General features: G+C 33.6%; 24 protein-coding genes. 23 read left to right on the top strand and 1 reads right to left on the bottom strand.

Features of this window, described 5'->3' with window-relative positions:
• Positions 1-143 precede the first annotated feature (143 nt).
• The 13 genes from trpX to QOR44_RS05875 all read left to right on the top strand — a co-directional run bounded on the left by trpX (position 144) and on the right by QOR44_RS05875 (position 12,599).
• Positions 144-1,148: a tryptophan ABC transporter substrate-binding protein gene (gene trpX, locus QOR44_RS05935; RefSeq protein WP_000790866.1), complete on the top strand. Its 1,005-nt coding sequence runs from the start codon at positions 144-146 to the stop codon at positions 1,146-1,148.
• Between the two features lie 12 nt (positions 1,149-1,160).
• Positions 1,161-2,024: an ABC transporter permease gene (locus QOR44_RS05930; protein WP_283572683.1), complete on the top strand. Its 864-nt coding sequence runs from the start codon at positions 1,161-1,163 to the stop codon at positions 2,022-2,024.
• Positions 2,024-2,785, top strand: a complete 762-nt coding sequence (locus QOR44_RS05925; protein WP_000245087.1) for an ABC transporter ATP-binding protein — start codon at positions 2,024-2,026, stop codon at positions 2,783-2,785. The genes QOR44_RS05930 and QOR44_RS05925 overlap by 1 nt, the downstream gene beginning before the upstream one ends.
• 296 nt (positions 2,786-3,081) lie before the next feature.
• Positions 3,082-4,743, top strand: coding sequence for a ribonuclease J (locus QOR44_RS05920; RefSeq protein WP_001280077.1), 1,662 nt, complete (start codon positions 3,082-3,084; stop codon positions 4,741-4,743).
• 56 nt (positions 4,744-4,799) lie between these two features.
• Positions 4,800-5,588 carry an alpha/beta hydrolase gene (locus tag QOR44_RS05915; RefSeq protein ID WP_000863790.1) on the top strand — a complete coding sequence of 263 codons (789 nt, stop codon included), beginning with the start codon at positions 4,800-4,802 and terminating at the stop codon, positions 5,586-5,588.
• A gap of 89 nt (positions 5,589-5,677) precedes the next feature.
• Positions 5,678-6,388, top strand: a complete 711-nt coding sequence (locus QOR44_RS05910) for a matrixin family metalloprotease (protein WP_001259480.1) — start codon at positions 5,678-5,680, stop codon at positions 6,386-6,388.
• A gap of 237 nt (positions 6,389-6,625) precedes the next feature.
• Entirely contained in the window at positions 6,626-7,297 is a 672-nt protein-coding gene (rpiA, locus tag QOR44_RS05905) for a ribose-5-phosphate isomerase RpiA (RefSeq protein WP_000343882.1), read from the top strand.
• Positions 7,298-7,353: 56 nt separating this feature from the next.
• Entirely contained in the window at positions 7,354-8,565 is a 1,212-nt protein-coding gene (locus QOR44_RS05900) for a phosphopentomutase (protein ID WP_000077187.1), read from the top strand.
• Positions 8,566-8,615: 50 nt separating this feature from the next.
• Positions 8,616-9,023, top strand: a complete 408-nt coding sequence (gene arsC, locus QOR44_RS05895; protein WP_000411551.1) for an arsenate reductase (glutaredoxin) — start codon at positions 8,616-8,618, stop codon at positions 9,021-9,023.
• 38 nt (positions 9,024-9,061) lie between these two features.
• Positions 9,062-9,871 (top strand): purine-nucleoside phosphorylase, encoded by an 810-nt coding sequence (locus QOR44_RS05890; protein WP_000173381.1) that lies wholly within the window; start codon positions 9,062-9,064, stop codon positions 9,869-9,871.
• Position 9,872: 1 nt separating this feature from the next.
• The gene (locus tag QOR44_RS05885; RefSeq protein WP_283572682.1) at positions 9,873-11,129 is read left to right on the top strand and encodes a chloride channel protein; all 1,257 of its coding nucleotides are present in this window, start codon (positions 9,873-9,875) and stop codon (positions 11,127-11,129) included.
• Positions 11,113-11,823, top strand: a complete 711-nt coding sequence (gene deoD / locus QOR44_RS05880; protein WP_000022113.1) for a purine-nucleoside phosphorylase — start codon at positions 11,113-11,115, stop codon at positions 11,821-11,823. Before QOR44_RS05885 ends, deoD begins: the two co-directional genes overlap by 17 nt.
• 8 nt (positions 11,824-11,831) lie before the next feature.
• Positions 11,832-12,599, top strand: a complete 768-nt coding sequence (locus QOR44_RS05875) for a hypothetical protein (RefSeq protein ID WP_000129264.1) — start codon at positions 11,832-11,834, stop codon at positions 12,597-12,599.
• Between the two features lie 24 nt (positions 12,600-12,623).
• On the opposite strand, the gene QOR44_RS05870 is transcribed toward QOR44_RS05875, so the two are convergent.
• Positions 12,624-13,547: a LysR family transcriptional regulator gene (locus QOR44_RS05870; protein ID WP_001222599.1), complete on the bottom strand. Its 924-nt coding sequence runs from the start codon at positions 13,545-13,547 to the stop codon at positions 12,624-12,626.
• A gap of 189 nt (positions 13,548-13,736) precedes the next feature.
• Between QOR44_RS05870 and cpsA the strand changes: the two genes are divergently transcribed.
• Genes cpsA through QOR44_RS05820 form a run of 10 tightly spaced genes read left to right on the top strand, consistent with a single transcriptional unit; the run spans position 13,737 to position 22,887 of the window.
• Complete coding sequence (cpsA, locus tag QOR44_RS05865) at positions 13,737-15,194, top strand: LCP family glycopolymer transferase CpsA (RefSeq protein ID WP_000064998.1); 1,458 nt, start codon at positions 13,737-13,739, stop codon at positions 15,192-15,194.
• A gap of 5 nt (positions 15,195-15,199) precedes the next feature.
• Complete coding sequence (gene cps4B, locus QOR44_RS05860; protein ID WP_000565383.1) at positions 15,200-15,931, top strand: capsular polysaccharide biosynthesis protein Cps4B; 732 nt, start codon at positions 15,200-15,202, stop codon at positions 15,929-15,931.
• 8 nt (positions 15,932-15,939) lie between these two features.
• Positions 15,940-16,632 carry a Wzz/FepE/Etk N-terminal domain-containing protein gene (locus QOR44_RS05855; RefSeq protein WP_001033073.1) on the top strand — a complete coding sequence of 231 codons (693 nt, stop codon included), beginning with the start codon at positions 15,940-15,942 and terminating at the stop codon, positions 16,630-16,632.
• A gap of 10 nt (positions 16,633-16,642) precedes the next feature.
• Positions 16,643-17,341 carry a tyrosine-protein kinase gene (locus tag QOR44_RS05850; RefSeq protein WP_000197412.1) on the top strand — a complete coding sequence of 233 codons (699 nt, stop codon included), beginning with the start codon at positions 16,643-16,645 and terminating at the stop codon, positions 17,339-17,341.
• Positions 17,342-17,353: 12 nt separating this feature from the next.
• Positions 17,354-18,742, top strand: coding sequence for a sugar transferase (locus tag QOR44_RS05845; RefSeq protein WP_000659576.1), 1,389 nt, complete (start codon positions 17,354-17,356; stop codon positions 18,740-18,742).
• Positions 18,743-18,765: 23 nt separating this feature from the next.
• The gene (gene pssD, locus QOR44_RS05840; RefSeq protein WP_000686634.1) at positions 18,766-19,215 is read left to right on the top strand and encodes a PssD/Cps14F family polysaccharide biosynthesis glycosyltransferase; all 450 of its coding nucleotides are present in this window, start codon (positions 18,766-18,768) and stop codon (positions 19,213-19,215) included.
• The gene (locus QOR44_RS05835; protein ID WP_000578442.1) at positions 19,215-19,697 is read left to right on the top strand and encodes a glycosyltransferase; all 483 of its coding nucleotides are present in this window, start codon (positions 19,215-19,217) and stop codon (positions 19,695-19,697) included. Before pssD ends, QOR44_RS05835 begins: the two co-directional genes overlap by 1 nt.
• 23 nt (positions 19,698-19,720) lie before the next feature.
• The gene (locus QOR44_RS05830; protein WP_000778889.1) at positions 19,721-20,932 is read left to right on the top strand and encodes an O-antigen ligase family protein; all 1,212 of its coding nucleotides are present in this window, start codon (positions 19,721-19,723) and stop codon (positions 20,930-20,932) included.
• Entirely contained in the window at positions 20,932-21,906 is a 975-nt protein-coding gene (locus QOR44_RS05825) for a glycosyltransferase family 2 protein (protein ID WP_000415346.1), read from the top strand. Before QOR44_RS05830 ends, QOR44_RS05825 begins: the two co-directional genes overlap by 1 nt.
• 33 nt (positions 21,907-21,939) lie before the next feature.
• Positions 21,940-22,887, top strand: a complete 948-nt coding sequence (locus QOR44_RS05820; protein WP_000591739.1) for a glycosyltransferase family 2 protein — start codon at positions 21,940-21,942, stop codon at positions 22,885-22,887.
• The last annotated feature ends 75 nt before the right edge of the window (positions 22,888-22,962 follow it).

Genomic DNA, 22,962 nt, shown 5'->3' with positions numbered 1-22,962 from the left:
CGACTTTTTGGAGTACTTCAAAAAAGTATCTATGCGCTGGTCTAGTCTAACAATAGAGAGCGCAAGGTAAGTTATTTATCAGGCGCTTTTTCTTTTGCGCTAAACTCCAGAAAGTCAGGGTATTATTAAAGTGAGGAGAAAATATGAAAAATAAAGGACTGATAGCTACGCTAATTCTATTGACTATATTAGTGGTTGGAGAATTATTTTATAACAAATCAGAAAAACGTCTTAATTTATCAGAAAAGCAAGTTGTTAAAATTGGTATTTTACAGTATGTAACCCATGATGCTTTGGATGCTATTGAAAAGGGAGTTGAAGATGGTCTAGCTCAAGAAGGATATAAAGGGAAAAAAGTTAAATTAACCGTTTTAAACGCCGAGGCTGATCAAAGTAAAATTCAAGCGATGAGTAAACAATTAGTTAATCATCACAATGACATTTTGATTGGAATTGCGACACCATCAGCACAAGGTTTAGCAGCTTCGACTAAGGATACTCCTATAATCATGGGAGCTGTTTCTGATCCTTTAGGGGCCAAGTTAGTAACGAATATGAAGAAACCAACAACTAATGTTACAGGATTATCAAATGTTGTTCCGACCAAGCAAACTGTGCAATTAATCAAGGATATAACTCCCAATGTTAAACGTATAGGAATTCTTTATGCTAGTAGCGAAGATAATTCTGTGTCACAAGTAACTGAGTTTACAAAATATGCTCAAAAAGCAGGGCTAGAAGTTCTTAAATATTCTGTACCATCTACAAATGAAATTAAGACAAGTATGTCAGTTATGACCAAAAAAGTAGATGCTGTCTTTGTTCCACAAGATAATACTATTGCGAGTGCTTTTAGAACAGTTATCGTAGCAGCAAACCAAGCTAATATACCTGTGTATTCCAGTGTTGATACTATGGTTGAACAAGGAAGTATAGCATCAGTAGCGCAGAGTCAATATGGCTTAGGGTTAGAAACTGCAAAACAGGCCATTAAAGTCCTAAGAGGGAAGCCAGTTAAAGATGTACCAGTCAAAGTTATTGATACAGGGAAGCCAAGCATCAATTTGAAAGCAGCCAAACACTTAGGAATTAAAATTCCTAAGAAGATTATGAAACAGGCAGAAATTACCGTTAAGGTTGACGATTAGAAAGAGGGTTTTATGATTATTTCATCAGTTTCACAAGGTTTATTATGGGGGATATTAGGATTAGGGATATACTTAACCTTTAGAATCTTAAAATTTCCAGACATGACAACAGAGGGCTCCTTCCCTCTAGGGGGAGCGGTTTGTGTTACCTTAATGAATCAAGGGGTTAATCCTATTTTGGCGACGATTCTAGGCATGCTATCAGGGATGTTAGCGGGATTTGTTACTGGTTTACTTTATACTAAAGGAAAGATACCGACGATTTTAGCAGGGATTTTAGTAATGACCTCATGCCACTCTATTATGCTAATGGTTATGAAAAGAGCAAATCTAGGTTTAAATGAGATTCAAACATTGAAAGATTTTCTTCCGTTTTCAAATGATTTAAATCTTCTTGTATTAGGTTTGATAGCTATTCTCTTGGTGATTTCTGCCTTAATTTATTTTCTCTACACACGCTTGGGGCAAGCTTATATTGCAACAGGAGACAACCCTGATATGGCAAAGAGCTTCGGCATTGATACCGACAAAATGGAAATGCTTGGCTTAATTGTATCAAATGGCTTAATTGCTTTATCAGGAGCTTTAGTAAGTCAACAAGATGGATATGCTGATGTATCAAAAGGTATAGGTGTTATTGTTATTGGGTTAGCTAGTATTATTATTGGAGAGGTACTTTACTCTACTGGTTTAACTCTCTTTGAACGTTTAATTGCTATAGTGGTGGGTTCTATTCTTTATCAATTTTTAATAACGGCAGTAATCGCTTTAGGATTTAATACGAATTACCTAAAATTATTTAGTGCAATGGTGCTTGGAATTTGTTTAATGGTTCCTGTCCTAAAAACGAAGATTTTGAAAGGAGTACGCTTATAATGGTGATGAAAATCATAGAGTTAAAAGAAGCAACCGTACAAGTCAGTAATGGTTTAGCAGAAATGAAAACGATATTAGATCATGTTAATTTGAGTATTTATGAACATGACTTCATTACAATATTGGGTGGAAATGGAGCTGGAAAATCAACGCTTTTTAATGTAATTGCAGGTACCTTGATGTTAAGCAGTGGAAATATTTACATCATGGGACAAGATGTTACTAATTTATCAGCAGAAAAACGAGCTAAATATTTATCACGGGTATTTCAAGATCCGAAAATGGGAACAGCACCTAGGATGACAGTTGCTGAAAATTTATTAGTTGCTAAATTTCGAGGTGAAAAGAGACCGTTAGTTCCTAGAAAGATTACTAACTATACCGAAGAATTTCAAAAATTGATTGCTAGAACTGGTAATGGACTTGATCGCCATTTAGAGACACCTACAGGTTTATTATCAGGTGGACAAAGACAAGCACTTAGTTTATTAATGGCAACTTTGAAAAAACCAAATCTGTTATTATTGGACGAACACACAGCAGCGCTTGATCCTAGAACAAGTGTTTCGCTTATGGGCTTGACTGATGAGTTTATCAAACAAGATTCGTTGACTGCCTTAATGATTACACATCATATGGAAGATGCTCTCAAATATGGAAATCGTGTATTAGTAATGAAAGATGGCAAGATTGTCAGAGATTTAAATCAGGCACAAAAAAACAAGATGGCTATAGCTGACTATTATCAATTATTTGATTAAAAAGAAGTGAAATGGAAGTGTTTCACTTCTTTTTCTATACATTTTGCAAGAAATTATTTTCAAAATATGATATACTAATAATGCTGTAAATCGACTTGTAGAGACAAGGACCGTAAGTACAAATGGAATGAAAATAAGGACACACTCTTTAATTCATATTCCTATTATTGATTAATAAGGTTTTTCTTCAAACCCAAGAAAAGTTACCGATAAATCAATTACTAATGATAATAATTGGACAATTTCTTGTCTGCTTTATAAAAAAGAATTAACAAAATTTAAGGAGAAAACTCATTATGAGCGACATAAAAATCATGGCTCTTGGAGGTGTTCGTGAAAACGGAAAAAACCTATATGTAGTAGAAGTCAATGATTCTATCTTTGTTTTGGATGCTGGACTCAAATATCCTGAAAATGAACAACTGGGTGTTGATGTTGTTATTCCAAATCTTGATTACTTAATTGAAAATAAAAAACGTGTTCAGGGGATTTTCTTAACCCATGGACATGCGGATGCTATTGGTGCATTGCCTTATATTATCGCCGAAGTCAAAGCACCTGTGTTTGGTTCACCTCTCACAATTGAATTAGCTAAGTTATTCGTTAAAAATAGTACAGCAGTCAAGAAATTCAATAATTTCCATGTGATTGATAGTGAAACGGAAATTGAATTTCAAGATGCGGTGATTTCGTTCTTTAAAACGACTCATTCAATTCCAGAGTCAATGGGAATTGTTATTGGGACAAAAGAGGGAAATATCGTTTACACAGGTGACTTTAAATTTGATCAAGCTGCAAGGAAATATTACCAAACAGATCTGGCGCGTTTAGCTGAAATTGGTCGTGATGGTGTTTTAGCACTTTTATCAGATTCTGCAAATGCTACAAGCAATGAGCAAGTTGCTAGCGAATATGAGGTCGGTGATGAAATTAAGAGCGTTATTGAAGACGCAGAAGGTAGAGTCATCGTAGCGGCAGTTGCAAGTAATCTCATTCGTATTCAACAAGTCTTTGATGCAGCGGCAGAAAACGGTCGTCGAGTAGTTTTAACGGGTTTTGATATTGAAAATATTGTTCGTACGGCCATTCGTATGAAACGCATTCATATTGCTGATGAAAATATGATTATCAAACCTAAAGATATGACACGTTATGAAGATAACGAATTATTAATCCTTGAAACTGGACGTATGGGAGAGCCGATAAATGGTCTCCAAAAAATGGCGATCGGACGTCATCGTTATGTTCAAATTAAAGATGGTGATTTAGTATTTATCGTAACAACACCAAGTATTGCAAAAGAGGCAGTTGTAGCGCGTGTTGAAAATCTGATTTATAAAGCTGGTGGCTCAGTTAAATTGATAACACAGAATTTGCGCGTATCAGGTCATGCAAATGGTCGCGAATTACAATTATTAATGAATCTATTGAAACCTAAATACCTTTTCCCAATTCAAGGAGAGTATAGGGATTTGTCAGCACATGCGGGCTTAGCTCAAGAGGTAGGAATGTCAGCAGATGATATTTATATTGTGAAGCGTGGTGACATCATGGTTCTTGAAAAAGATGGCTTCTTCCATAGTGGATCTGTTCCTGCTGGAGATGTTATGATTGATGGAAATGCTATTGGTGACGTTGGTAATATTGTACTTCGTGACCGTAAGGTATTATCTGAAGATGGAATTTTTATTGTTGTTATAACTGTCAGCAAAAAAGAAAAGAAAATTATTTCTAAAGCTCGTGTTAATACGCGTGGTTTTGTGTATGTGAAAAAAAGCAGAGATATTTTGCGTGAGAGCGCAGAATTAGTTAATACAACGGTAGAAGATTACTTAAGTAAAGATACATTTGACTGGGGTGAACTTAAAGGGAAAGTGCGTGATGAGGTCAGCAAGTTCTTATTTGACCAAACGAAACGTCGCCCAGCAATCCTTCCTGTGGTTATGGAAGTTCGTTGATAGTGTTAAGAGGTTACCAAATTTTGGTAGCCTTTCTTGCTAGAATGGAGGTTTTTATGGCATTTTTTAATATTGAATATCACTCTAAGGTACTAGGAACGGAACGTCAAGTCAATGTTATTTACCCAGATGCTTTTGAGATGTCTGATGATAAAATTGATGATTGTGACATTCCTGTTTTGTATCTTCTCCATGGAATGGGGGGAAATGAGAATTCTTGGCAAAAACGCACAAATATAGAGCGTCTTTTACGTCATACTAATCTTATCGTCGTGATGCCATCAACAGACTTAGCATGGTATACCAACACAAAGTATGGGTTGGATTATTTTGATGCAATAGCTATCGAGTTACCAAAAGTTTTGAAACGTTTCTTTCCTAATATGTCTGATAAGAGAGAGAAAAATTTCATTGCCGGATTATCTATGGGGGGATATGGAGCATATAAAATAGCTCTACTGACTAATCGTTTTTCTCATGCCGCCTCTTTGTCAGGTGCACTTTCTTTTGACTTTGATCTATTATTCAATAATGGCAACGATAACATTAACTATTGGTCGGGAATTTTTGGTGATTTGAATAACACTGATAACATAGAGCGTCATTCACTAAGGCGTTACGTTGAGTCTTTTGATATGAAGACTAAATTTTATGCATGGTGTGGTTATGAAGATTTTCTTTTTGAAGCTAATGAAGTCGCAATTGATGAACTTCGTCAATTAGGTTTAACTATTGACTATTCCAATGATCATGGTAAACATGAATGGTATTACTGGAATCAACAATTAGAAAAAGTCTTAGAATGGCTCCCTATTGATTATGTCAAAGAAGAGCGCCTTTCGTAGTATTAGCTAAATCGTTGAAATCCAAGTAAAGTCTTGTTATACTAAATCATTAAGTTTTGGGAAATTAGACACAGAAGGTGAGATAAAAAATGAGAACACTATTTAGAATAATATTTGCTATTCCAAAGTTTATCTTTAGATTGATTTGGAATATCATTTTGGGAATATTCAAGACAGTTCTTGTTATTGCGATTATTTTATTTGGTTTGTATTACTATGCGAATCACAGTCAATCAGAATTTGCTAATCAACTTAGTGACATTATTCAGACAGGAAAAACATTTTTAAATTTTGCTGACACTAATCAGCTCAAAAATTCCTTTACTAATCTAGCTACGGATAACGTTCACCATTCAGAAAATACCAGATGGGATAAAAATCAGGCAACTATCTATATAGCAACTAGAGATTCTGAGTTGGTCTCTGCTTATAAGCAAGCAATCTCCAATTGGAATGCAACAGGTGCTTTTGTGTTACAAACAACAGACAATCCTAATGCTGATATTATTGCTAAGGATTACTCAGATGCTAAAACACAAGCTGCGGGTGTAGCTGAAACCGAGAAAAATGCTTTAACTAATCGTATTTCAAAGGTAACAGTTAAATTAAACACATTTTACCTTAAGAATAAACAGTTTGGTTATGACCATACTAGGATTGTTAATACGGCCGAACATGAATTAGGACATGCTTTAGGTCTAGGACATAATGATCAACAACATTCCGTTATGCAGTCAAAAGGTTCGCATTACGGCATTCAAGAAGTTGATATTCAAACGCTAAAAAACTTATATGCATAAAAAGATGAGCTAAGAAACTCATCTTTTTTGTTTGAACACTTATTTTAGGTGATATAAGTGCGTTAGCAATAGATTATTAAAAATAAAGAATTTGACTATCGCTACTAACTAAAATGCATAAAGAACAAAGAAAATGTTTTCAAAAATCACTTAAAAAATGGTATAATGTGTCTTGAGATAGTGTTTTGAATAGACTTATCAAAAATATTAGATAACATTAACTTAAAAGGGGAAAATATGGACGAACTAAAAAAACTTGCTGGAGTGACCGCTGCAAAATACGTTAAAAACGGTATGATTGTAGGTTTAGGGACAGGTTCTACAGCATATTTTTTTGTTGAAGAAATTGGACGCCGTGTCAAAGAAGAGGGATTGCAAGTCGTAGGCGTTACAACGTCAAACCGTACGACTGAGCAGGCAAGAGGATTAGGTATTCCGTTGAAATCAGCAGATGATATTGATGTCATTGATGTCACTGTGGATGGAGCAGATGAAGTAGACCCTGATTTTAATGGTATCAAGGGTGGCGGTGGTGCGCTGCTCATGGAAAAAATAGTAGCTACTCCAACTAAAGAATATATCTGGGTTGTCGATGAGAGCAAACTTGTTGAAACGTTAGGTGCATTTAAATTGCCTGTTGAGGTTGTTAGATATGGTTCTGAGCGTCTTTTTCGGGTTTTTAAATCAAAAGGTTATTGTCCTTCTTTCCGTGAAACAGAAGGTGACCGCTTTATCACTGATATGGGGAACTACATTATCGACCTAGATTTGAAAAAAATAGAGGATCCAAAGCAGTTAGCGAATGAACTTGACCATACAGTTGGTGTTGTTGAACATGGTTTATTTAATGGTATGGTTAATAAAGTTATAGTAGCAGGCAAAAACGGTCTTGACATACTTGAAAAATAGTTATTTAAATAATCGGTTTTAGGAGCTAACCGTAACCTCCTTAGAAAGAAGATATAATGTCACAATTTGATCGCATTCACTTAGTTGTCTTAGATTCAGTGGGTATTGGAGCGGCACCAGATGCCAATGATTTTGTCAATGCAGGAGTTCCTGATGGTGCTTCAGACACGCTTGGCCACATTTCAAAAACAGTTGGACTTGCGGTGCCAAACATGGCTAAAATCGGACTTGGTAATATTCCTCGTCCCCAAGCGCTTAAGACCGTCCCTGCAGAAGAAAATCCAAGTGGCTACGCGACGAAGTTACAAGAAGTATCACTTGGTAAGGATACAATGACAGGGCATTGGGAGATCATGGGCTTAAATATTACAGAGCCATTTGATACTTTCTGGAATGGTTTTCCAGAAGATATTATCACAAAGATTGAGGATTTTTCAGGACGTAAAGTTATTCGTGAAGCGAATAAACCTTATTCAGGGACAGCTGTTATTGATGACTTCGGACCACGCCAAATGGAAACTGGTGAGCTCATCATCTATACCTCAGCTGACCCAGTCCTACAAATTGCAGCTCATGAGGATATCATTCCTCTAGAAGAACTCTACCGTATTTGTGAATATGCTCGTAGTATCACAATGGAGCGTCCAGCTCTCCTTGGTCGTATTATCGCTCGTCCATATGTAGGTGAACCAGGCAACTTTACGCGTACAGCCAACCGTCACGACTATGCAGTATCACCATTTGAAGATACCGTATTAAATAAACTAGATCAAGCTGGCATCGATACTTATGCTGTTGGTAAAATCAATGATATTTTCAATGGTTCAGGCATTAATCATGATATGGGACATAACAAATCAAATAGTCATGGTATTGATACTTTGATAAAAACAATGGGGTTATCAGAGTTTGAAAAAGGCTTCTCCTTTACTAATTTGGTTGACTTTGATGCTCTCTATGGTCACCGTCGTGATCCTCATGGTTATCGTGATTGTCTTCATGAGTTTGATGAGCGTCTTCCAGAGATCATTTCAGCAATGCGTGACAAAGACTTACTTTTGATCACTGCTGATCATGGTAATGACCCAACTTATGCAGGCACAGACCATACAAGAGAATACATTCCTCTCTTAGCCTATAGCCCATCTTTCACAGGAAACGGCCTTATCCCAGTAGGGCATTTCGCAGATATTTCAGCAACAGTTGCGGATAACTTTGGTGTTGATACTGCGATGATTGGAGAGAGCTTCTTGCAGGACTTGGTATAAATTTTTATTTCCTTAAGACACTTGTAGCATTAAAAATTGAGAGGAAGATGATGGAAAAAATTAGGATTTACCATAACCCAAATTGTGGGACATCAAGGAACGTACTTGCCATTATTCGTCATTGTGGTATTGAACCAGAAATTATTTATTATCTGAAAACACCACCTAGCAGGATGGAACTGGTTGAACTGTTGTTAGAAATGAAACTTTCTGCGAGGGAACTTCTAAGAACAGATGTTCCTGCTTATGAGAAATTCAATTTGGAATCTTCTAGCGTTACAGATGAAGAAATGATTGATGCGATGATACAAGATCCTATTCTTATCAATCGTCCCATAGTTGTTACGAGTAAAGGTGCAAAACTCTGCCGACCCTGTGAAGAAATTTTAACCATTTCACCTGTAAAGATGGAAAAAGATTTTGTTAAAGAAGATGGACAGATTATCCAAAGTTTATAGCATATTGTATAGTGAATAATGGTTTAGGAGGTAAGTAAATGACATTATTAGAAAAAATTAATGAGACTAGAGACTTTTTGCAAGCAAAAGGCGTCACAGCACCAGAATTTGGCCTTATTTTAGGCTCTGGTTTAGGAGAATTAGCTGAAGAAATCGAAAATCCCATTGTTGTGGATTATGCAGACATCCCAAATTGGGGACAGTCAACAGTAGTTGGTCATGCTGGAAAATTAGTGTATGGGGATTTATCAGGCCGTAAGGTATTAGCGCTTCAAGGTCGTTTTCACTTTTATGAAGGAAATACAATGGAAGTCGTTACTTTCCCAGTACGTATCATGAGAGCATTGGCTTGCCACAGTGTGCTTGTGACTAATGCAGCAGGTGGGATTGGATACGGACCAGGAACTTTAATGCTGATCAAAGACCACATCAATATGATTGGGACTAACCCTCTCATAGGTGAGAACCTTGAAGAATTTGGACCACGTTTCCCAGACATGTCGGATGCTTATACAGCAGCATATCGACAAAAAGCTCACCAAATTGCTGAAAAACAGAATATCAAACTCGAAGAAGGTGTGTACTTGGGTGTATCAGGACCCACTTATGAAACACCTGCAGAAATTCGTGCATTCCAAACAATGGGCGCACAAGCGGTAGGTATGTCCACGGTTCCAGAGGTGATTGTTGCAGCTCACTCAGGGCTTAAAGTGTTAGGAATTTCAGCAATTACTAACTTTGCCGCTGGTTTCCAATCTGAGCTCAATCATGAGGAGGTCGTTGAAGTTACTCAGCGTATTAAAGAAGATTTCAAGGGATTAGTTAAATCATTAGTTGCTGAACTTTAAAATGGTTTCTCGATTATACTATGCTGTCAAGTTTATGATAGCCGTTCTATTTATGACAGTTATGGCAGGAGTTGGAGCTATCTTAATGCACTATGTATTAATGTTTACAGAGTGGTTAGCATTTGGTGATAGTAGAGAAAATACTCTGTCTTTGTTAAATAGTGTCACACCAATTAAAAGAGTGTTATCACTTACTTTAGTCTCCTTTTTAGCATCCCTTAGTTGGTATTACTTACAAATCAAACCAAAGCAAATAACTAGTATTAAACAACAGGTTGTTTTTAAGGATTCTTCTGTAAAAAAATCACCTTACTGGTTACATATAGGTCACGCATTTTTGCAATTGATTTATGTAGGAGCTGGTGGTCCTATTGGAAAAGAAGGAGCGCCACGAGAGTTTGGAGCCATAAATGCTGGGAAAATATCGGATTTATTAGCACTTAAAGTGCTGGATAAACGTTTATTAATCATTAGTGGTGCAGCTGCAGGTTTGTCAGCAGTTTATCAAGTACCCCTAGCTAGTGTATTCTTTGCTTTTGAAACTTTAGCTTTAGGAATCTCACTGAAAAATATTGTGACATTGCTAGCCTCTACTTTTGGTGCAGCTAGTATTGCTCAATTAGTTATTTCGACAGCCCCTCTTTATCATATTTCAAAGATGAGTCTGAATTCACAGTCATTAGCTTTTATGTTCTTGATCGTTTTATGTGTAACTCCGATTGCGATTAGCTTTAGATATTTAAATCAAAAAGTGACAGAGAGATGTATTAAAAATATAAAAATATTGTTAAGTTTGCCAGTAGTGTCATTGATAGTATCTGTTTTATCAATAGTCTATCCCCAGATTTTAGGAAATGGTAATGCCCTAGTTCAAGAAGTCTTTAAAGGGACCACAGTTAGCTTAATCGCTATTTTAGTTGTTCTCAAGATGATAGCAACATTATCCACTCTTTACGCTGGTGCTTATGGCGGTATACTGACACCATCTTTTTCCATTGGTGCTTGTTTAGGTTTTTTGTTAGCTAGTATTTCTATTCCTTTACTTCCCCACATATCGATAGTAACCAGTATGTTGGTTGGTGCAGCTATTTTTTTAGCTATTACAATGAGAGCGCCACTGACAGCTGTCGGTTTAGTCATATCTTTTACTGGTCAATCCGTTATAACTATTGTTCCCTTAACTATAGCAGTACTTTTTGCTACTGCCTATGATTATTTTATAAGAAAAATGAGGAGTTTATATGTCAATCCATATTGAAGCAAAACAAGGTGAAATTGCAGATAAAATTTTACTTCCAGGAGATCCACTCCGTGCGAAATTTATTGCCGAGAATTTTTTAGAAGATGCGGTGTGTTTTAATACAGTTCGCAATATGTTTGGTTATACAGGTACCTATAAAGGACATCGTGTTTCTGTTATGGGAACTGGTATGGGTATGCCTTCAATTTCAATTTATGCTCGCGAACTAATTGTTGATTATGGGGTTAAAACATTGATTCGCGTAGGAACAGCAGGTGCTATTAATCCTGATATCCATGTTCGTGAACTTGTTTTAGCACAAGCAGCAGCAACAAATTCTAATATTATCCGTAATGATTGGCCTGAATTTGATTTTCCGCAAATTGCTGATTTTAAACTTTTGGATAAAGCTTATCACATCGCAAAGGAAATGGATATTACAACTCATGTAGGCAGTGTATTATCTTCAGACGTGTTTTATTCAAACCAACCAGATCGTAATATGGCCTTGGGTAAACTAGGTGTTCATGCTATTGAGATGGAAGCAGCAGCTCTCTACTATCTTGCAGCTCAACACAATGTTAATGCTCTTGCTATGATGACGATTTCAGATAACTTGAATAATCCAGAAGAAGATACAAGTGCAGAAGAGCGTCAAACAACATTTACTGATATGATGAAAGTTGGGCTCGAAACACTTATTTCTGAATGAGGATAGAAATGACAGATTTTTCAACTGCTCTTAAAGTATTAGTGGATCAGTATTCTTATCATAATGCTTTCTTATTATTACAAAAACATGGTCCTTTAAACTCAGATTTATTATTTTTATTGGAAATGATGAAAGAGCGTCGAGAGTTAAACATTGATTTTCTTTTTGCTCATCAAGAACAAGTTGTTATATTACAAGAAAAATACAATATAAAGCTTTTGCATAACCCGTATGATTTAGAGTTGCTGGCAAATTACATCATGGATTTAGAAGCAAAAGTAAAAAACGGATTAATCATAGATTTTGTCCGTAGTGTTAGTCCTATTTTATATCGTCTATTTATGATTTTACTTGCACAAGAAGTACCTCACTTGCATGATTACATCCATAATGCAAGAGATGATCACTACGATACTTGGAAGTTTAAAGAATTAAAGGAGTCAAACCACCCAGTCCTTTTGGCATTCTCTGAAAGGTGGCACGATAGTCGCTTGACTTCTAAAAGCCTGGCAGAATGTTTACAATTAACCGACCTTGATGAAGAAGTGAAATCGACCATCATTCAATTAAGACAGTTCGAAAAATCAGTCAGAAATCCTTTGGCTCACCTGATTAAACCTTTTGATGAGCAAGAACTATATCGTACAACTCAATTTTCTTCTCAAGCATTTTTAGACCAGATTATCTTCTTGGCAAAGGTAATTGGTGTTGAGTATGATACTGTTAATTTTCACTACGATACGGTTAACAAGCTTATTATAAAGATACTTGAGTAATTTAAAAACAGTTCTGAGACAATCTCAGGACTGTTTATTTTTATGATTAAACGAAACTTCCTCTAATAAATAGTCAATAAATTTTTGTCCCATTTTTGAAAGGTTTGCTTTGTCGTGTCGGATATAGACAATATCAATAACATCATCCACGTCAAGAGGGATTGCGACAATTTCGTCACCGTTCAATTTTGAGTTGAGGATACCAGTTGCCACTGTATAACCATCTAATCCAATCATTAAATTAAACAGAGTTGCTCTATCACTGACAACAATGGATTTTGGGTGAGGAATTTGAGACATCATTTCCTCAGAAAAGTAGAAAGAATTATGCAGGCCTTGATCATAACTCAGATAAGGATAATCTTCTAAATCCTTCATACTTAATTTTTTTCTATTAGCTAAGGGATTGGATTTGCTCACGAAAATATGAGGTGTAGTAGTAAAAAGAGTTGTGGCAATTAAGGAATTATCGTCGAATAATTTGGTTAATACATCTCTATTATAGCTATTAAGAAACAGAACACCAATCTCTGAACGGAAATTTTTAACATCATCAATAATTTCCCAAGTCCTAGTTTCACGTAAAAAAAGTTCGTATTGGGTCATGTCTGTGCCATTAAAGAGAGCTACAAAAGCGTTAACCACAAATGCATAGTGTTGTGAAGAAACGCTGAACAGCTCACGACTTGTATTATCACCCTTATAACGCTCTTCAAGAAGTGCTGTTTGTTCTAGAATTTGTCGCGCATATGACAGAAATTCCATACCATCTTTTGTTAACGTTATTCCTTTTGGATTTCGAATAAAAATTTGGATCCCCATCTCAGTCTCAAGGTTCCTAACAGCGTTTGAAAGTGAAGGTTGGGTAATGTAGAGTTGTTTAGCGGCTTCATTCATGCTACCAGTTTCTACAATCTTAATAACATATTGTAATTGTTGAATTCTCATAACTCTAGTTTAAACTAGAATGTAAATAAATTCAATTAGATCAGCTAAATTATCAATATAGATCAATTGAAAATGTTATTTAGCTAATATAATCAGATTATTCCAATATTACTTTCGTTGAATATTGTATTGAAAAATGATATAATATCCAAGTAAAATTAAGGTTTTTTTAAGTATTGGAGAATTACAATGTCTAATCATTCGCGCCGTCAACAAAAGAAACACTCACATACACCTCTACGGGTGATTAATTTATTTCTTTTGGTGATTTTTATTTTGTTAAGTGTAGTCTCATTATTTCTTATGTATCGTCACCATTTTTTGGCATTTAGACACCTGAACGTCATTTATGGAGTTGTAATTGTTTTAATCATTTTAGCAAGTTTATTTCTTTGTATTAAGAATAAAGCTAGAATTTTTACAACTATAATTTTAGTATTAGCTTCTATTTTCGTTGCTACTACTTTATATGGATTTAAGTCAACCATTGATTTGACAAATAATCTAAATAAAACTGCTTCATACTCTGAAATTGAGATGAGTGTAGTTGTACCAAAAGATTCTAAGATAACCAATATAGAAGCTGTCAGCAAATTAGCCGCACCAGTTAAAAACGATACTTCAAATATTACTGATTTGATAGAACATATAAAATCAGAAAAAGGAATCTCTATTACACCACAAAAAACAGATTCTTACCAGGATGCATACAATAGAATTAAAAATGGTGATAGTCAGGCTATGGTTTTAAATAATGCTTATGTTAGCTTAATTGAACTTAGCACCCCTGATTTTAAATCGCAGATAAAAACGATTTATACTTACAAAATTAAGAAAAAAATTAATCGTAAAAATACTAATCATAAAGAAGGGGTATTTAATATCTATATTAGCGGTATTGATACTTTTGGCTCTATATCAACAGTATCAAGATCTGATGTAAATATTATTATGACGGTTAATACCAATACCCACAAAGTATTGTTAACGACAACACCACGAGATGCCTATGTAAAAATTCCAGATGGTGGGGGCAATCAATATGATAAATTAACCCATGCAGGTTTGTATGGCGTTGAGACATCAATGAAAACACTTGAAAACCTTTACGACATCAACCTTGATTATTATGCTAGAATTAATTTTTCATCATTTTTAAAATTAATAGACCTCTTGGGAGGAGTGACAGTTTATAACGATCAAGCTTTTACAAGTAAACATGGTAATTTTGACTTCCCTGTTGGTCAAGTAACATTGAATTCTGAGCAGGCTTTGGGCTTTGTTAGAGAACGTTATTCTCTACAAGGAGGCGATAACGATAGAGGTAGAAATCAAGAAAAAGTGATTGCAGCTATTATAAATAAGTTAGCTTCTAGTCAGTCAGTAACAAAATTAAATAGCATTACCTCACAGCTCCAAACGTCCGTTCAAACTAATATGACTATTGATAATATTAATGATTTGATTAACAATCAATTGTCAACTGGACAACGCTTCACTGTCGAGTCACAAGCATTAACCGGTCATGGTTCAACGGGCGAACTTCCTTCATATGCAATGCCAGGAGCTCAACTTTATATGATGTCAATTGATCAATCTAGCTTATCTAATGCAAAATCAAAAATTAAGAACACAATGGAGGAATAACAAGAATGATTGATATTCATTCTCATATCGTTTTTGATGTAGATGATGGGCCCAAAACGCTTGAAGAGAGTTTATCTTTAATAGAAGAAAGTTATCGACAAGGTGTTAGAATAATTGTTTCGACATCACATAGAAGAAAAGGTATGTTTGAAACACCTGAAGATATTATATTCAAAAACTTTTCTATAGTTAAACACGAAGCGGAAAAAAGATTTGAACATCTTCAAATCTTATATGGTGGAGAATTGTACTATACAAGTGATATGTTAGAAAAACTGAAGTTAAAGCAAATTCCAACTTTAAACAATACGAAATTTGCTTTAATTGAATTTTCTATGCAAACTTCTTGGAAAGATATTCATACAGCTTTGTCAAATGTTTTAATGCTTGGTATTACACCAGTCGTTGCGCATATAGAGAGGTATAACGCTTTAGAGAATCAAAAAGAACGGGTGAAGGAAATTATTAATATGGGGTGTTACACACAAATAAATAGTTCCCATATTTTGAAACAAAAACTTTTTAATGATAAGCATAAACGCTTTAAGAAAAGAGCCCGTTATTTTTTAGAGGAAAATTTAGTGCATTTTGTAGCGAGTGATATGCATAACCTTGATGTTAGACCGCCATTTTTAGCAGAAGCTTATAAGATTATCTGTAGAGATTTCGGTAAAGAACGTGCTAACCAACTTTTTATTGAAAATGCTCAATCTATATTAAAAAACCATTACATTTAGGAGATTTCATGAATAAAATAGCTAATACAGAAGTTGAAATAAATATATTCAACCTTTTAAAAAAATTGTGGAAAAAGAAATTTTTAATCACATTTGTTGCCATTGCATTTGCAACAGCTGGACTTTTCTATAGTCTTTTTATTGTTACGCCACAATATACTTCTTCAACAAGGATATATGTCATTAACCCTAATACCCCTAATAATAGTATTACTGCACAAGATCTACAAGCGGGGAGTTTTCTTGCAAATGACTATAAGGAGATTATTACGTCTACTGACGTTCTAGAAAAAGTTATTTCTTCTGAAAAGTTGAATTATCCTTCGTCTCAGTTGCTACAAAAAATAACAGTTTCTATTTTAAAAGATACACGTGTTATTTCAATATCGGTCGAAGATGCTAATCCAAAAATGTCTCAAAAATTAGCAAATTCAGTTAGAGAAGCAGCAGTTTCAAAAATCAAGGCAGTTACTCAAGTAGAGGATATCACTACTCTTGAGAAGGGAAATTTACCTAAAGCACCATCTTCTCCTAATATTAAAAAGAATGTACTAATCGGGTTTATTGTTGGTGCAGGATTATCAACTATTGTTTTAGTTATTATGGGTATTTTGGATGATCGTGTTAATACTGAAGAAGATATTGAAAAGGTCCTAGGACTTACTTCTTTAGGTATAGTACCAGATTTGAATAAACTTTAAGGAGAATATAATGACTCGTTTAGAAATAGTTGATAGCAAGTTAAGACAAGCAAAAAAAACAGAAGAATACTTCAATGCGATCCGTACAAACATACAGTTTAGTGGAAAGGAAAATAAAATTCTTGCAATTACCTCTGTTAGGGAAGGGGAAGGAAAATCCACTACTTCAACAAGTTTAGCTTTATCTTTAGCTCAAGCAGGATTTAAAACATTATTAATTGATGCGGATACTAGGAACTCTGTTATGTCTGGAACCTTTAAAGCAACTGGAACTATTAAAGGCTTGACGAATTATTTATCAGGTAATGCAGATCTTGGAGATATTATCTGTGAAACCAATGTTCCTAGACTGATGGTCGTTCCTTCAGGGAAAGTACCACCAAATCCAACAGCATTACTTCAGAACGCTTATTTTAATAAGATGATTGAAGCTATTAAAAATATATTTGATTATATTATCATCGATACTCCACCTATTGGTTTAGTTGTTGATGCCGCAATAATCGCTAATGCTTGTGATGGTTTTATTTTAGTAACCCAAGCAGGCAGAATAAAACGTAATTATGTTGAAAAAGCAAAAGAACAGATGGAACAAAGTGGTTCAAAGTTCTTAGGTATTATTCTTAATAAAGTTAATGAATCTGTTGCTACTTACGGCGATTACGGCGATTATGGAAATTACGGAAAAAGGGATAGAAAAAGGAAGTAAGGGGCTCTTGTATTGAAAGAAAAAGAAAATATACAAAAGATTATTATAGCGATGATTCAAACAGTTGTGGTTTATTTTTCTGCAAGTTTGACATTAACATTAATTACTCCCAATTTTAAAAGCAATAAAGATTTATTGTTTGTTCTATTGATACATTATATTGTCTTTTATCTTTCTGATTTTTATAGAGACTTTTGGAGTCGTGGCTATCTTGAAGAGTTTAAAATGGTATTGAAATACAGCTTTTACTATATTTTCATATCAAGTTCATTATTTTTTATTTTTAAAAACTCTTTTACAACGACACGGCTTTCCTTTTTTACTTTTATTGCTATGAATTCGATTTTATTATATCTATTGAATTCATTTTTAAAATATTATCGAAAATATTCTTACGCTAAGTTTTCACGAGATACCAAAGTTGTTTTGATAACGAATAAGGATTCTTTATCAAAAATGACCTTTAAGAATAAATACGACCATAATTATATCGCTGTCTGTATCTTGGACTCCTCTGAAAAGGATTGTTATGATTTGAAACATAACTCGTTAAGGATAATAAACAAAGATGCTCTTACTTCAGAGTTAACCTGCTTAACTGTTGATCAAGCTTTTATTAACATACCCATTGAATTATTTGGTAAATACCAAATACAAGATATTATTAATGACATTGAAGCAATGGGAGTGATTGTCAATGTTAATGTAGAGGCACTTAGCTTTGATAATATAGGAGAAAAGCGAATCCAAACTTTTGAAGGATATAGTGTTATTACATATTCTATGAAATTCTATAAATATAGTCACCTTATAGCAAAACGATTTTTGGATATCATGGGTGCTATTATAGGTTTGCTCATATGTGGCATTGTGGCAATTTTTCTAGTTCCGCAAATCAGAAAAGATGGTGGACCGGCTATCTTTTCTCAAAATAGAGTAGGTCGTAATGGTAGGATTTTTAGATTCTATAAATTCAGATCAATGCGAGTAGATGCAGAACAAATTAAGAAAGATTTATTAGTTCACAATCAAATGACAGGGCTAATGTTTAAGTTAGACGATGATCCTAGAATTACTAAAATAGGAAAATTTATTCGAAAAACAAGCATAGATGAGTTGCCTCAATTCTATAATGTTTTAAAAGGTGACATGAGTTTAGTAGGAACACGCCCTCCCACAGTTGATGAATATGAAAAGTATAATTCAACGCAGAAGCGACGCCTTAGTTTTAAGCCAGGAATCACTGGTTTGTGGCAAATATCTGGTAGAAATAATATCACTGATTTTGATGAAATCGTAAAGTTAGATGTTCAATATATCAATGAATGGTCTATTTGGTCAGATATTAAGATTATTCTCCTAACACTAAAGGTAGTCTTACTTGGGACAGGTGCTAAGTAAAGGTAAGGTTTGAAAGGAATATAATGAAAATTTGTCTGGTTGGTTCAAGTGGTGGTCATCTAGCACACTTGAACCTTTTGAAACCCATTTGGGAAAAAGAAGATAGGTTTTGGGTAACCTTTGATAAAGAAGATGCTAGGAGTATTCTAAGAGAAGAGATTGTATATCATTGCTTCTTTCCAACAAACCGTAATGTCAAAAACTTGGTAAAAAATACTATTCTAGCTTTTAAGGTCCTTAGAAAAGAAAGACCAGATGTTATCATATCATCTGGTGCCGCTGTAGCAGTACCATTCTTTTATATTGGTAAGTTATTTGGTTGTAAGACCGTTTATATAGAGGTTTTCGACAGGATAGATAAACCAACTTTGACAGGAAAATTAGTGTATCCTGTAACAGATAAATTTATTGTTCAGTGGGAAGAAATGAAAAAAGTTTATCCTAAGGCAATTAATTTAGGAGGAATTTTTTAATGATTTTTGTCACAGTGGGGACACATGAACAGCAGTTCAACCGTCTTATTAAAGAAGTTGATAGATTAAAAGGGACAGGTGCTATTGATCAAGAAGTGTTCATTCAAACGGGTTACTCAGACTTTGAACCTCAGAATTGTCAGTGGTCAAAATTTCTCTCATATGATGATATGAACTCTTACATGAAAGAAGCTGAGATTGTTATCACACATGGCGGTCCAGCGACGTTTATGAATGCAGTTTCTAAAGGGAAAAAAACTATTGTGGTTCCTAGACAAGAACAGTTTGGAGAGCATGTGAATAATCATCAGGTGGATTTTTTGAAAGAGTTATTCTTGAAATATGAATTAGATTATATTTTGAATATCAGTGAATTAGAGAATATTATTAAGGAAAAAAATATATCTACTAGTAAAGTAATATCACAAAACAATGATTTTTGTTCCTCTTTCAAAAATGAACTTTCTAAACTATTTGAATAAATATATTTTGTTGGAGAAAAAAATTGAAATTAACTATCAATCCAAAGTATTTGTTAATAGGAGGAATTTTCGCTTTAACCCTATTTTCAAAGCCAATGCAACTTTTGTTACTTTTAGCATTAATAGTTTTACTTATTTGTAGTAGTTATAATGAAAAAATGAAATTTTTAAATATGGCTGAAATTTTTTTCATTGTATTTTATATTATTTATTTAACTTCAATATTGCTACATTCTTTGTTTAAAAATCCTGATTTTGATAGAATTTTAGCAGCTTTTAACTCGTTGATTATCGGTATAGTATCATTGGCTTTTTATCATTATTATAAGAATACAACTTTGGAGTTAGATAAAATATTAAAAGCATTTTTATTTAATGGGTTAATCCTATTTTTTTTAGGGGGAACATATTATTATTGTTTGCATAATAATATTCAAAATATCAGTATTTTTGGTAGAGATTTGATTGGGTCAGACTGGATTAATGGTATGCATACTCAAAGAGCAATGGGATTTTTTGAATATTCAAACCTTATAATTCCTATTACAGTGGTAACTAACTTATATATATATATATATATGAAGTTAAGAAACTATTCAATTATGACCATAGGTGTTGTATTATTATTTACCTTTATTTTACCTATTGGATCGGGCTCCAGGGCTGGAATAGTAGCTATATTGGCGCAGATGTTTATTCTTCTTCTAAATACAGTTGTCGTAAAGAAGAAAACTATAAAATTTTTATTGTACATACTTCCGTTTCTACTAGTAATAGTAATGATGTTATATTTTGATAACTTACTATCTATATATTATCGTATAATTAATTTGCGATCCGGGAGTAGTGAATCCAGATTTTCTTTATATAAAGATACAGTAAACATCGTTATAAATAATTCTTTATTATTTGGAGAAGGAGTTAAAGAGTTATGGTTAAATAGTGATCTACCTTTGGGGTCGCATTCAACGTATATAGGCTATTTCTACAAAAGTGGCCTGCTGGGATTAATGAATATAGTTCCAGGTTTGCTTTTAATTTTTACTAATATTGGTAGGAAAGCTAAACAATCAGCTTTTTATTATGAGATAGTAGGAACACTTATAACTTTATTCTCATTTTTTGCACTTGAAGATCTTGACGGAGCTAATTGGCTTATTGTTTTTATTTTTACAGTGTTAGGAATTTTAGAAAATAAGGATTTTTATAGTCAACTTAAAAGGTGGAAAAGTTAATGGAAAAACGAATACTTGTTTCTATCATTATACCTATATACAACTCAGAAGCATACCTTAAAGAATGTGTGCAATCCGTACTACAACAGACTCATCCATTGATAGAAGTTATACTAATTGATGATGGATCCACTGATAATAGTGGAGAAATTTGTGATAATTTATCTCAAGAAGATAATCGCATACTTGTATTTCATAAAAAAAATGGAGGGGTCTCTTCGGCAAGGAACCTAGGTCTAGATAAATCCACAGGAGAATTCATAACATTTGTGGATAGTGATGATTTTGTAGCACCGAATATGATTGAAATAATGTTAAAAAATTTAATCACTGAGAATGCTGATATAGCAGAAGTAGATTTTGATATTTCGAATGAGAGAGATTATAGAAAGAAGAAAAGACGAAACTTTTATAAAGTCTTTAAAAACAATAACTCTTTAAAAGAATTTTTATCAGGCAATAGAGTGGAAAATATTGTTTGTACAAAATTATATAAAAAAAGTATAATTGGCAACTTGAGGTTTGATGAGAACTTAAAAATTGGTGAGGATTTACTTTTTAATTGTAAACTCTTATGTCAAGAGCACCGTATAGTCGTAGATACGACTTCTTCCTTATATACTTATCGAATTGTAAAAACTTCCGCAATGAATCAGAAATTCAACGAAAACTCATTAGATTTTATAACAATTTTTAATGAAGTAAGTAGTTTGGTTCCTGCCAAATTGGCTAATTATGTTGAAGCGAAATTTTTAAGAGAAAAGATAAAGTGTCTCCGAAAAATGTTTGAATTAGGTAGTAATATTGACAATAAAATCAAAGTACAACGAGAGATTTTTTTCAAAGACATTAAATCATACCCGTTCTACAAAGCGGTAAAATACTTATCATTAAAGGGATTATTAAGCTTTTATTTAATGAAATGTTCACCTAAACTATATGTTATGGCATATAGAAGATTTCAAAAACAGTAGCTGGAGAAATTGGGAAAGAGAATTTATAACTTCATGATAAAGAAAATTGAAAAGGATTTAATAAGTGTAATTGTACCTATTTATAATGTTGAAGATTATTTAGTTGAATGTATAGAAAGCCTTATTGTTCAAACATATCGAAATATTGAAATATTATTGATTAATGATGGTTCGACGGATAATTGTGCGACAATTGCCAAAGAATTTTCTGAAAGAGATTGTAGAGTTATCTATATAGAAAAGTCGAATGGTGGGTTGTCAGAAGCTAGAAACTATGGAATTTATCATTCAAAGGGAAAATACTTAACTTTTGTTGATTCAGATGATAAAGTTTCCTCTGATTACATAGCGAATTTGTATAATGCTATTCAAAAACATGATTCGTCTATAGCTATCGGTGGCTATTTAGAATTTTATGAAAGACATAATAGCATAAGAAATTATGAATATTTAGACAAAGTGATATCAGTTGAAGAAGCACTACTAAACATGTATGACATTAAAACTTATGGTTCAATTTTTATTACTGCATGGGGAAAATTATTCCATAAATCTATATTCAATGATTTAGAATTTGCATTAAATAAGTATCATGAGGATGAGTTCTTTAACTATAAAGCATACTTAAAAGCTAATTCTATAACATACATAGACAAGCCTCTCTATCATTATCGTATACGAGTAGGTAGTATCATGAATAATAGTGATAATGTTATAATTGCTAGAAAGAAACTTGATGTTTTATCAGCATTAGACGAGCGAATAAAACTTATAACAAGTTTACGTAAGTATTCCGTTTTTTTACAAAAAACAGAAATATTTTATGTCAATCAATATTTTAGGACTAAAAAATTTTTAAAACAACAATCTGTAATGTTTAAAGAAGATAACTATATCGATGCTTATAGAATGTATGGACGGTTACTTAGAAAAGTGAAGTTAGTTGATAAATTAAAACTTATAAAAAATAGGTTTTTCTAGAAATGGCTGTTTAATAGTTGTAATGTGAGTGACCACGAATTGTTGGATAACTATCAAAAAGACTAATTTAGGGGA

The organism is Streptococcus agalactiae (assembly GCF_949788565.1).
GTDB classification, from domain to species: domain Bacteria; phylum Bacillota; class Bacilli; order Lactobacillales; family Streptococcaceae; genus Streptococcus; species Streptococcus agalactiae.
Note: the sequence above shows the minus strand (reverse complement) of the source record. Positions and strands in the feature narration are given on the sequence as shown.

Bases quoted from the DNA above. Each gene is read 5' to 3' on its own strand.
- trpX (WP_000790866.1), top strand. From the start codon at position 144: ATGAAAAATAAAGGACTGATAGCTACGCTAATTCTATTGACTATATTA.
- QOR44_RS05930 (WP_283572683.1), top strand. From the start codon at position 1,161: ATGATTATTTCATCAGTTTCACAAGGTTTATTATGGGGGATATTAGGA.
- QOR44_RS05925 (WP_000245087.1), top strand. From the start codon at position 2,024: ATGGTGATGAAAATCATAGAGTTAAAAGAAGCAACCGTACAAGTCAGT.
- QOR44_RS05920 (WP_001280077.1), top strand. From the start codon at position 3,082: ATGAGCGACATAAAAATCATGGCTCTTGGAGGTGTTCGTGAAAACGGA.
- QOR44_RS05915 (WP_000863790.1), top strand. From the start codon at position 4,800: ATGGCATTTTTTAATATTGAATATCACTCTAAGGTACTAGGAACGGAA.
- QOR44_RS05910 (WP_001259480.1), top strand. From the start codon at position 5,678: ATGAGAACACTATTTAGAATAATATTTGCTATTCCAAAGTTTATCTTT.
- rpiA (WP_000343882.1), top strand. From the start codon at position 6,626: ATGGACGAACTAAAAAAACTTGCTGGAGTGACCGCTGCAAAATACGTT.
- QOR44_RS05900 (WP_000077187.1), top strand. From the start codon at position 7,354: ATGTCACAATTTGATCGCATTCACTTAGTTGTCTTAGATTCAGTGGGT.
- arsC (WP_000411551.1), top strand. From the start codon at position 8,616: ATGGAAAAAATTAGGATTTACCATAACCCAAATTGTGGGACATCAAGG.
- QOR44_RS05890 (WP_000173381.1), top strand. From the start codon at position 9,062: ATGACATTATTAGAAAAAATTAATGAGACTAGAGACTTTTTGCAAGCA.
- QOR44_RS05885 (WP_283572682.1), top strand. From the start codon at position 9,873: ATGGTTTCTCGATTATACTATGCTGTCAAGTTTATGATAGCCGTTCTA.
- deoD (WP_000022113.1), top strand. From the start codon at position 11,113: ATGTCAATCCATATTGAAGCAAAACAAGGTGAAATTGCAGATAAAATT.
- QOR44_RS05875 (WP_000129264.1), top strand. From the start codon at position 11,832: ATGACAGATTTTTCAACTGCTCTTAAAGTATTAGTGGATCAGTATTCT.
- QOR44_RS05870 (WP_001222599.1), bottom strand. From the start codon at position 13,547: ATGAGAATTCAACAATTACAATATGTTATTAAGATTGTAGAAACTGGT.
- cpsA (WP_000064998.1), top strand. From the start codon at position 13,737: ATGTCTAATCATTCGCGCCGTCAACAAAAGAAACACTCACATACACCT.
- cps4B (WP_000565383.1), top strand. From the start codon at position 15,200: ATGATTGATATTCATTCTCATATCGTTTTTGATGTAGATGATGGGCCC.
- QOR44_RS05855 (WP_001033073.1), top strand. From the start codon at position 15,940: ATGAATAAAATAGCTAATACAGAAGTTGAAATAAATATATTCAACCTT.
- QOR44_RS05850 (WP_000197412.1), top strand. From the start codon at position 16,643: ATGACTCGTTTAGAAATAGTTGATAGCAAGTTAAGACAAGCAAAAAAA.
- pssD (WP_000686634.1), top strand. From the start codon at position 18,766: ATGAAAATTTGTCTGGTTGGTTCAAGTGGTGGTCATCTAGCACACTTG.
- QOR44_RS05835 (WP_000578442.1), top strand. From the start codon at position 19,215: ATGATTTTTGTCACAGTGGGGACACATGAACAGCAGTTCAACCGTCTT.
- QOR44_RS05825 (WP_000415346.1), top strand. From the start codon at position 20,932: ATGGAAAAACGAATACTTGTTTCTATCATTATACCTATATACAACTCA.
- QOR44_RS05820 (WP_000591739.1), top strand. From the start codon at position 21,940: ATGATAAAGAAAATTGAAAAGGATTTAATAAGTGTAATTGTACCTATT.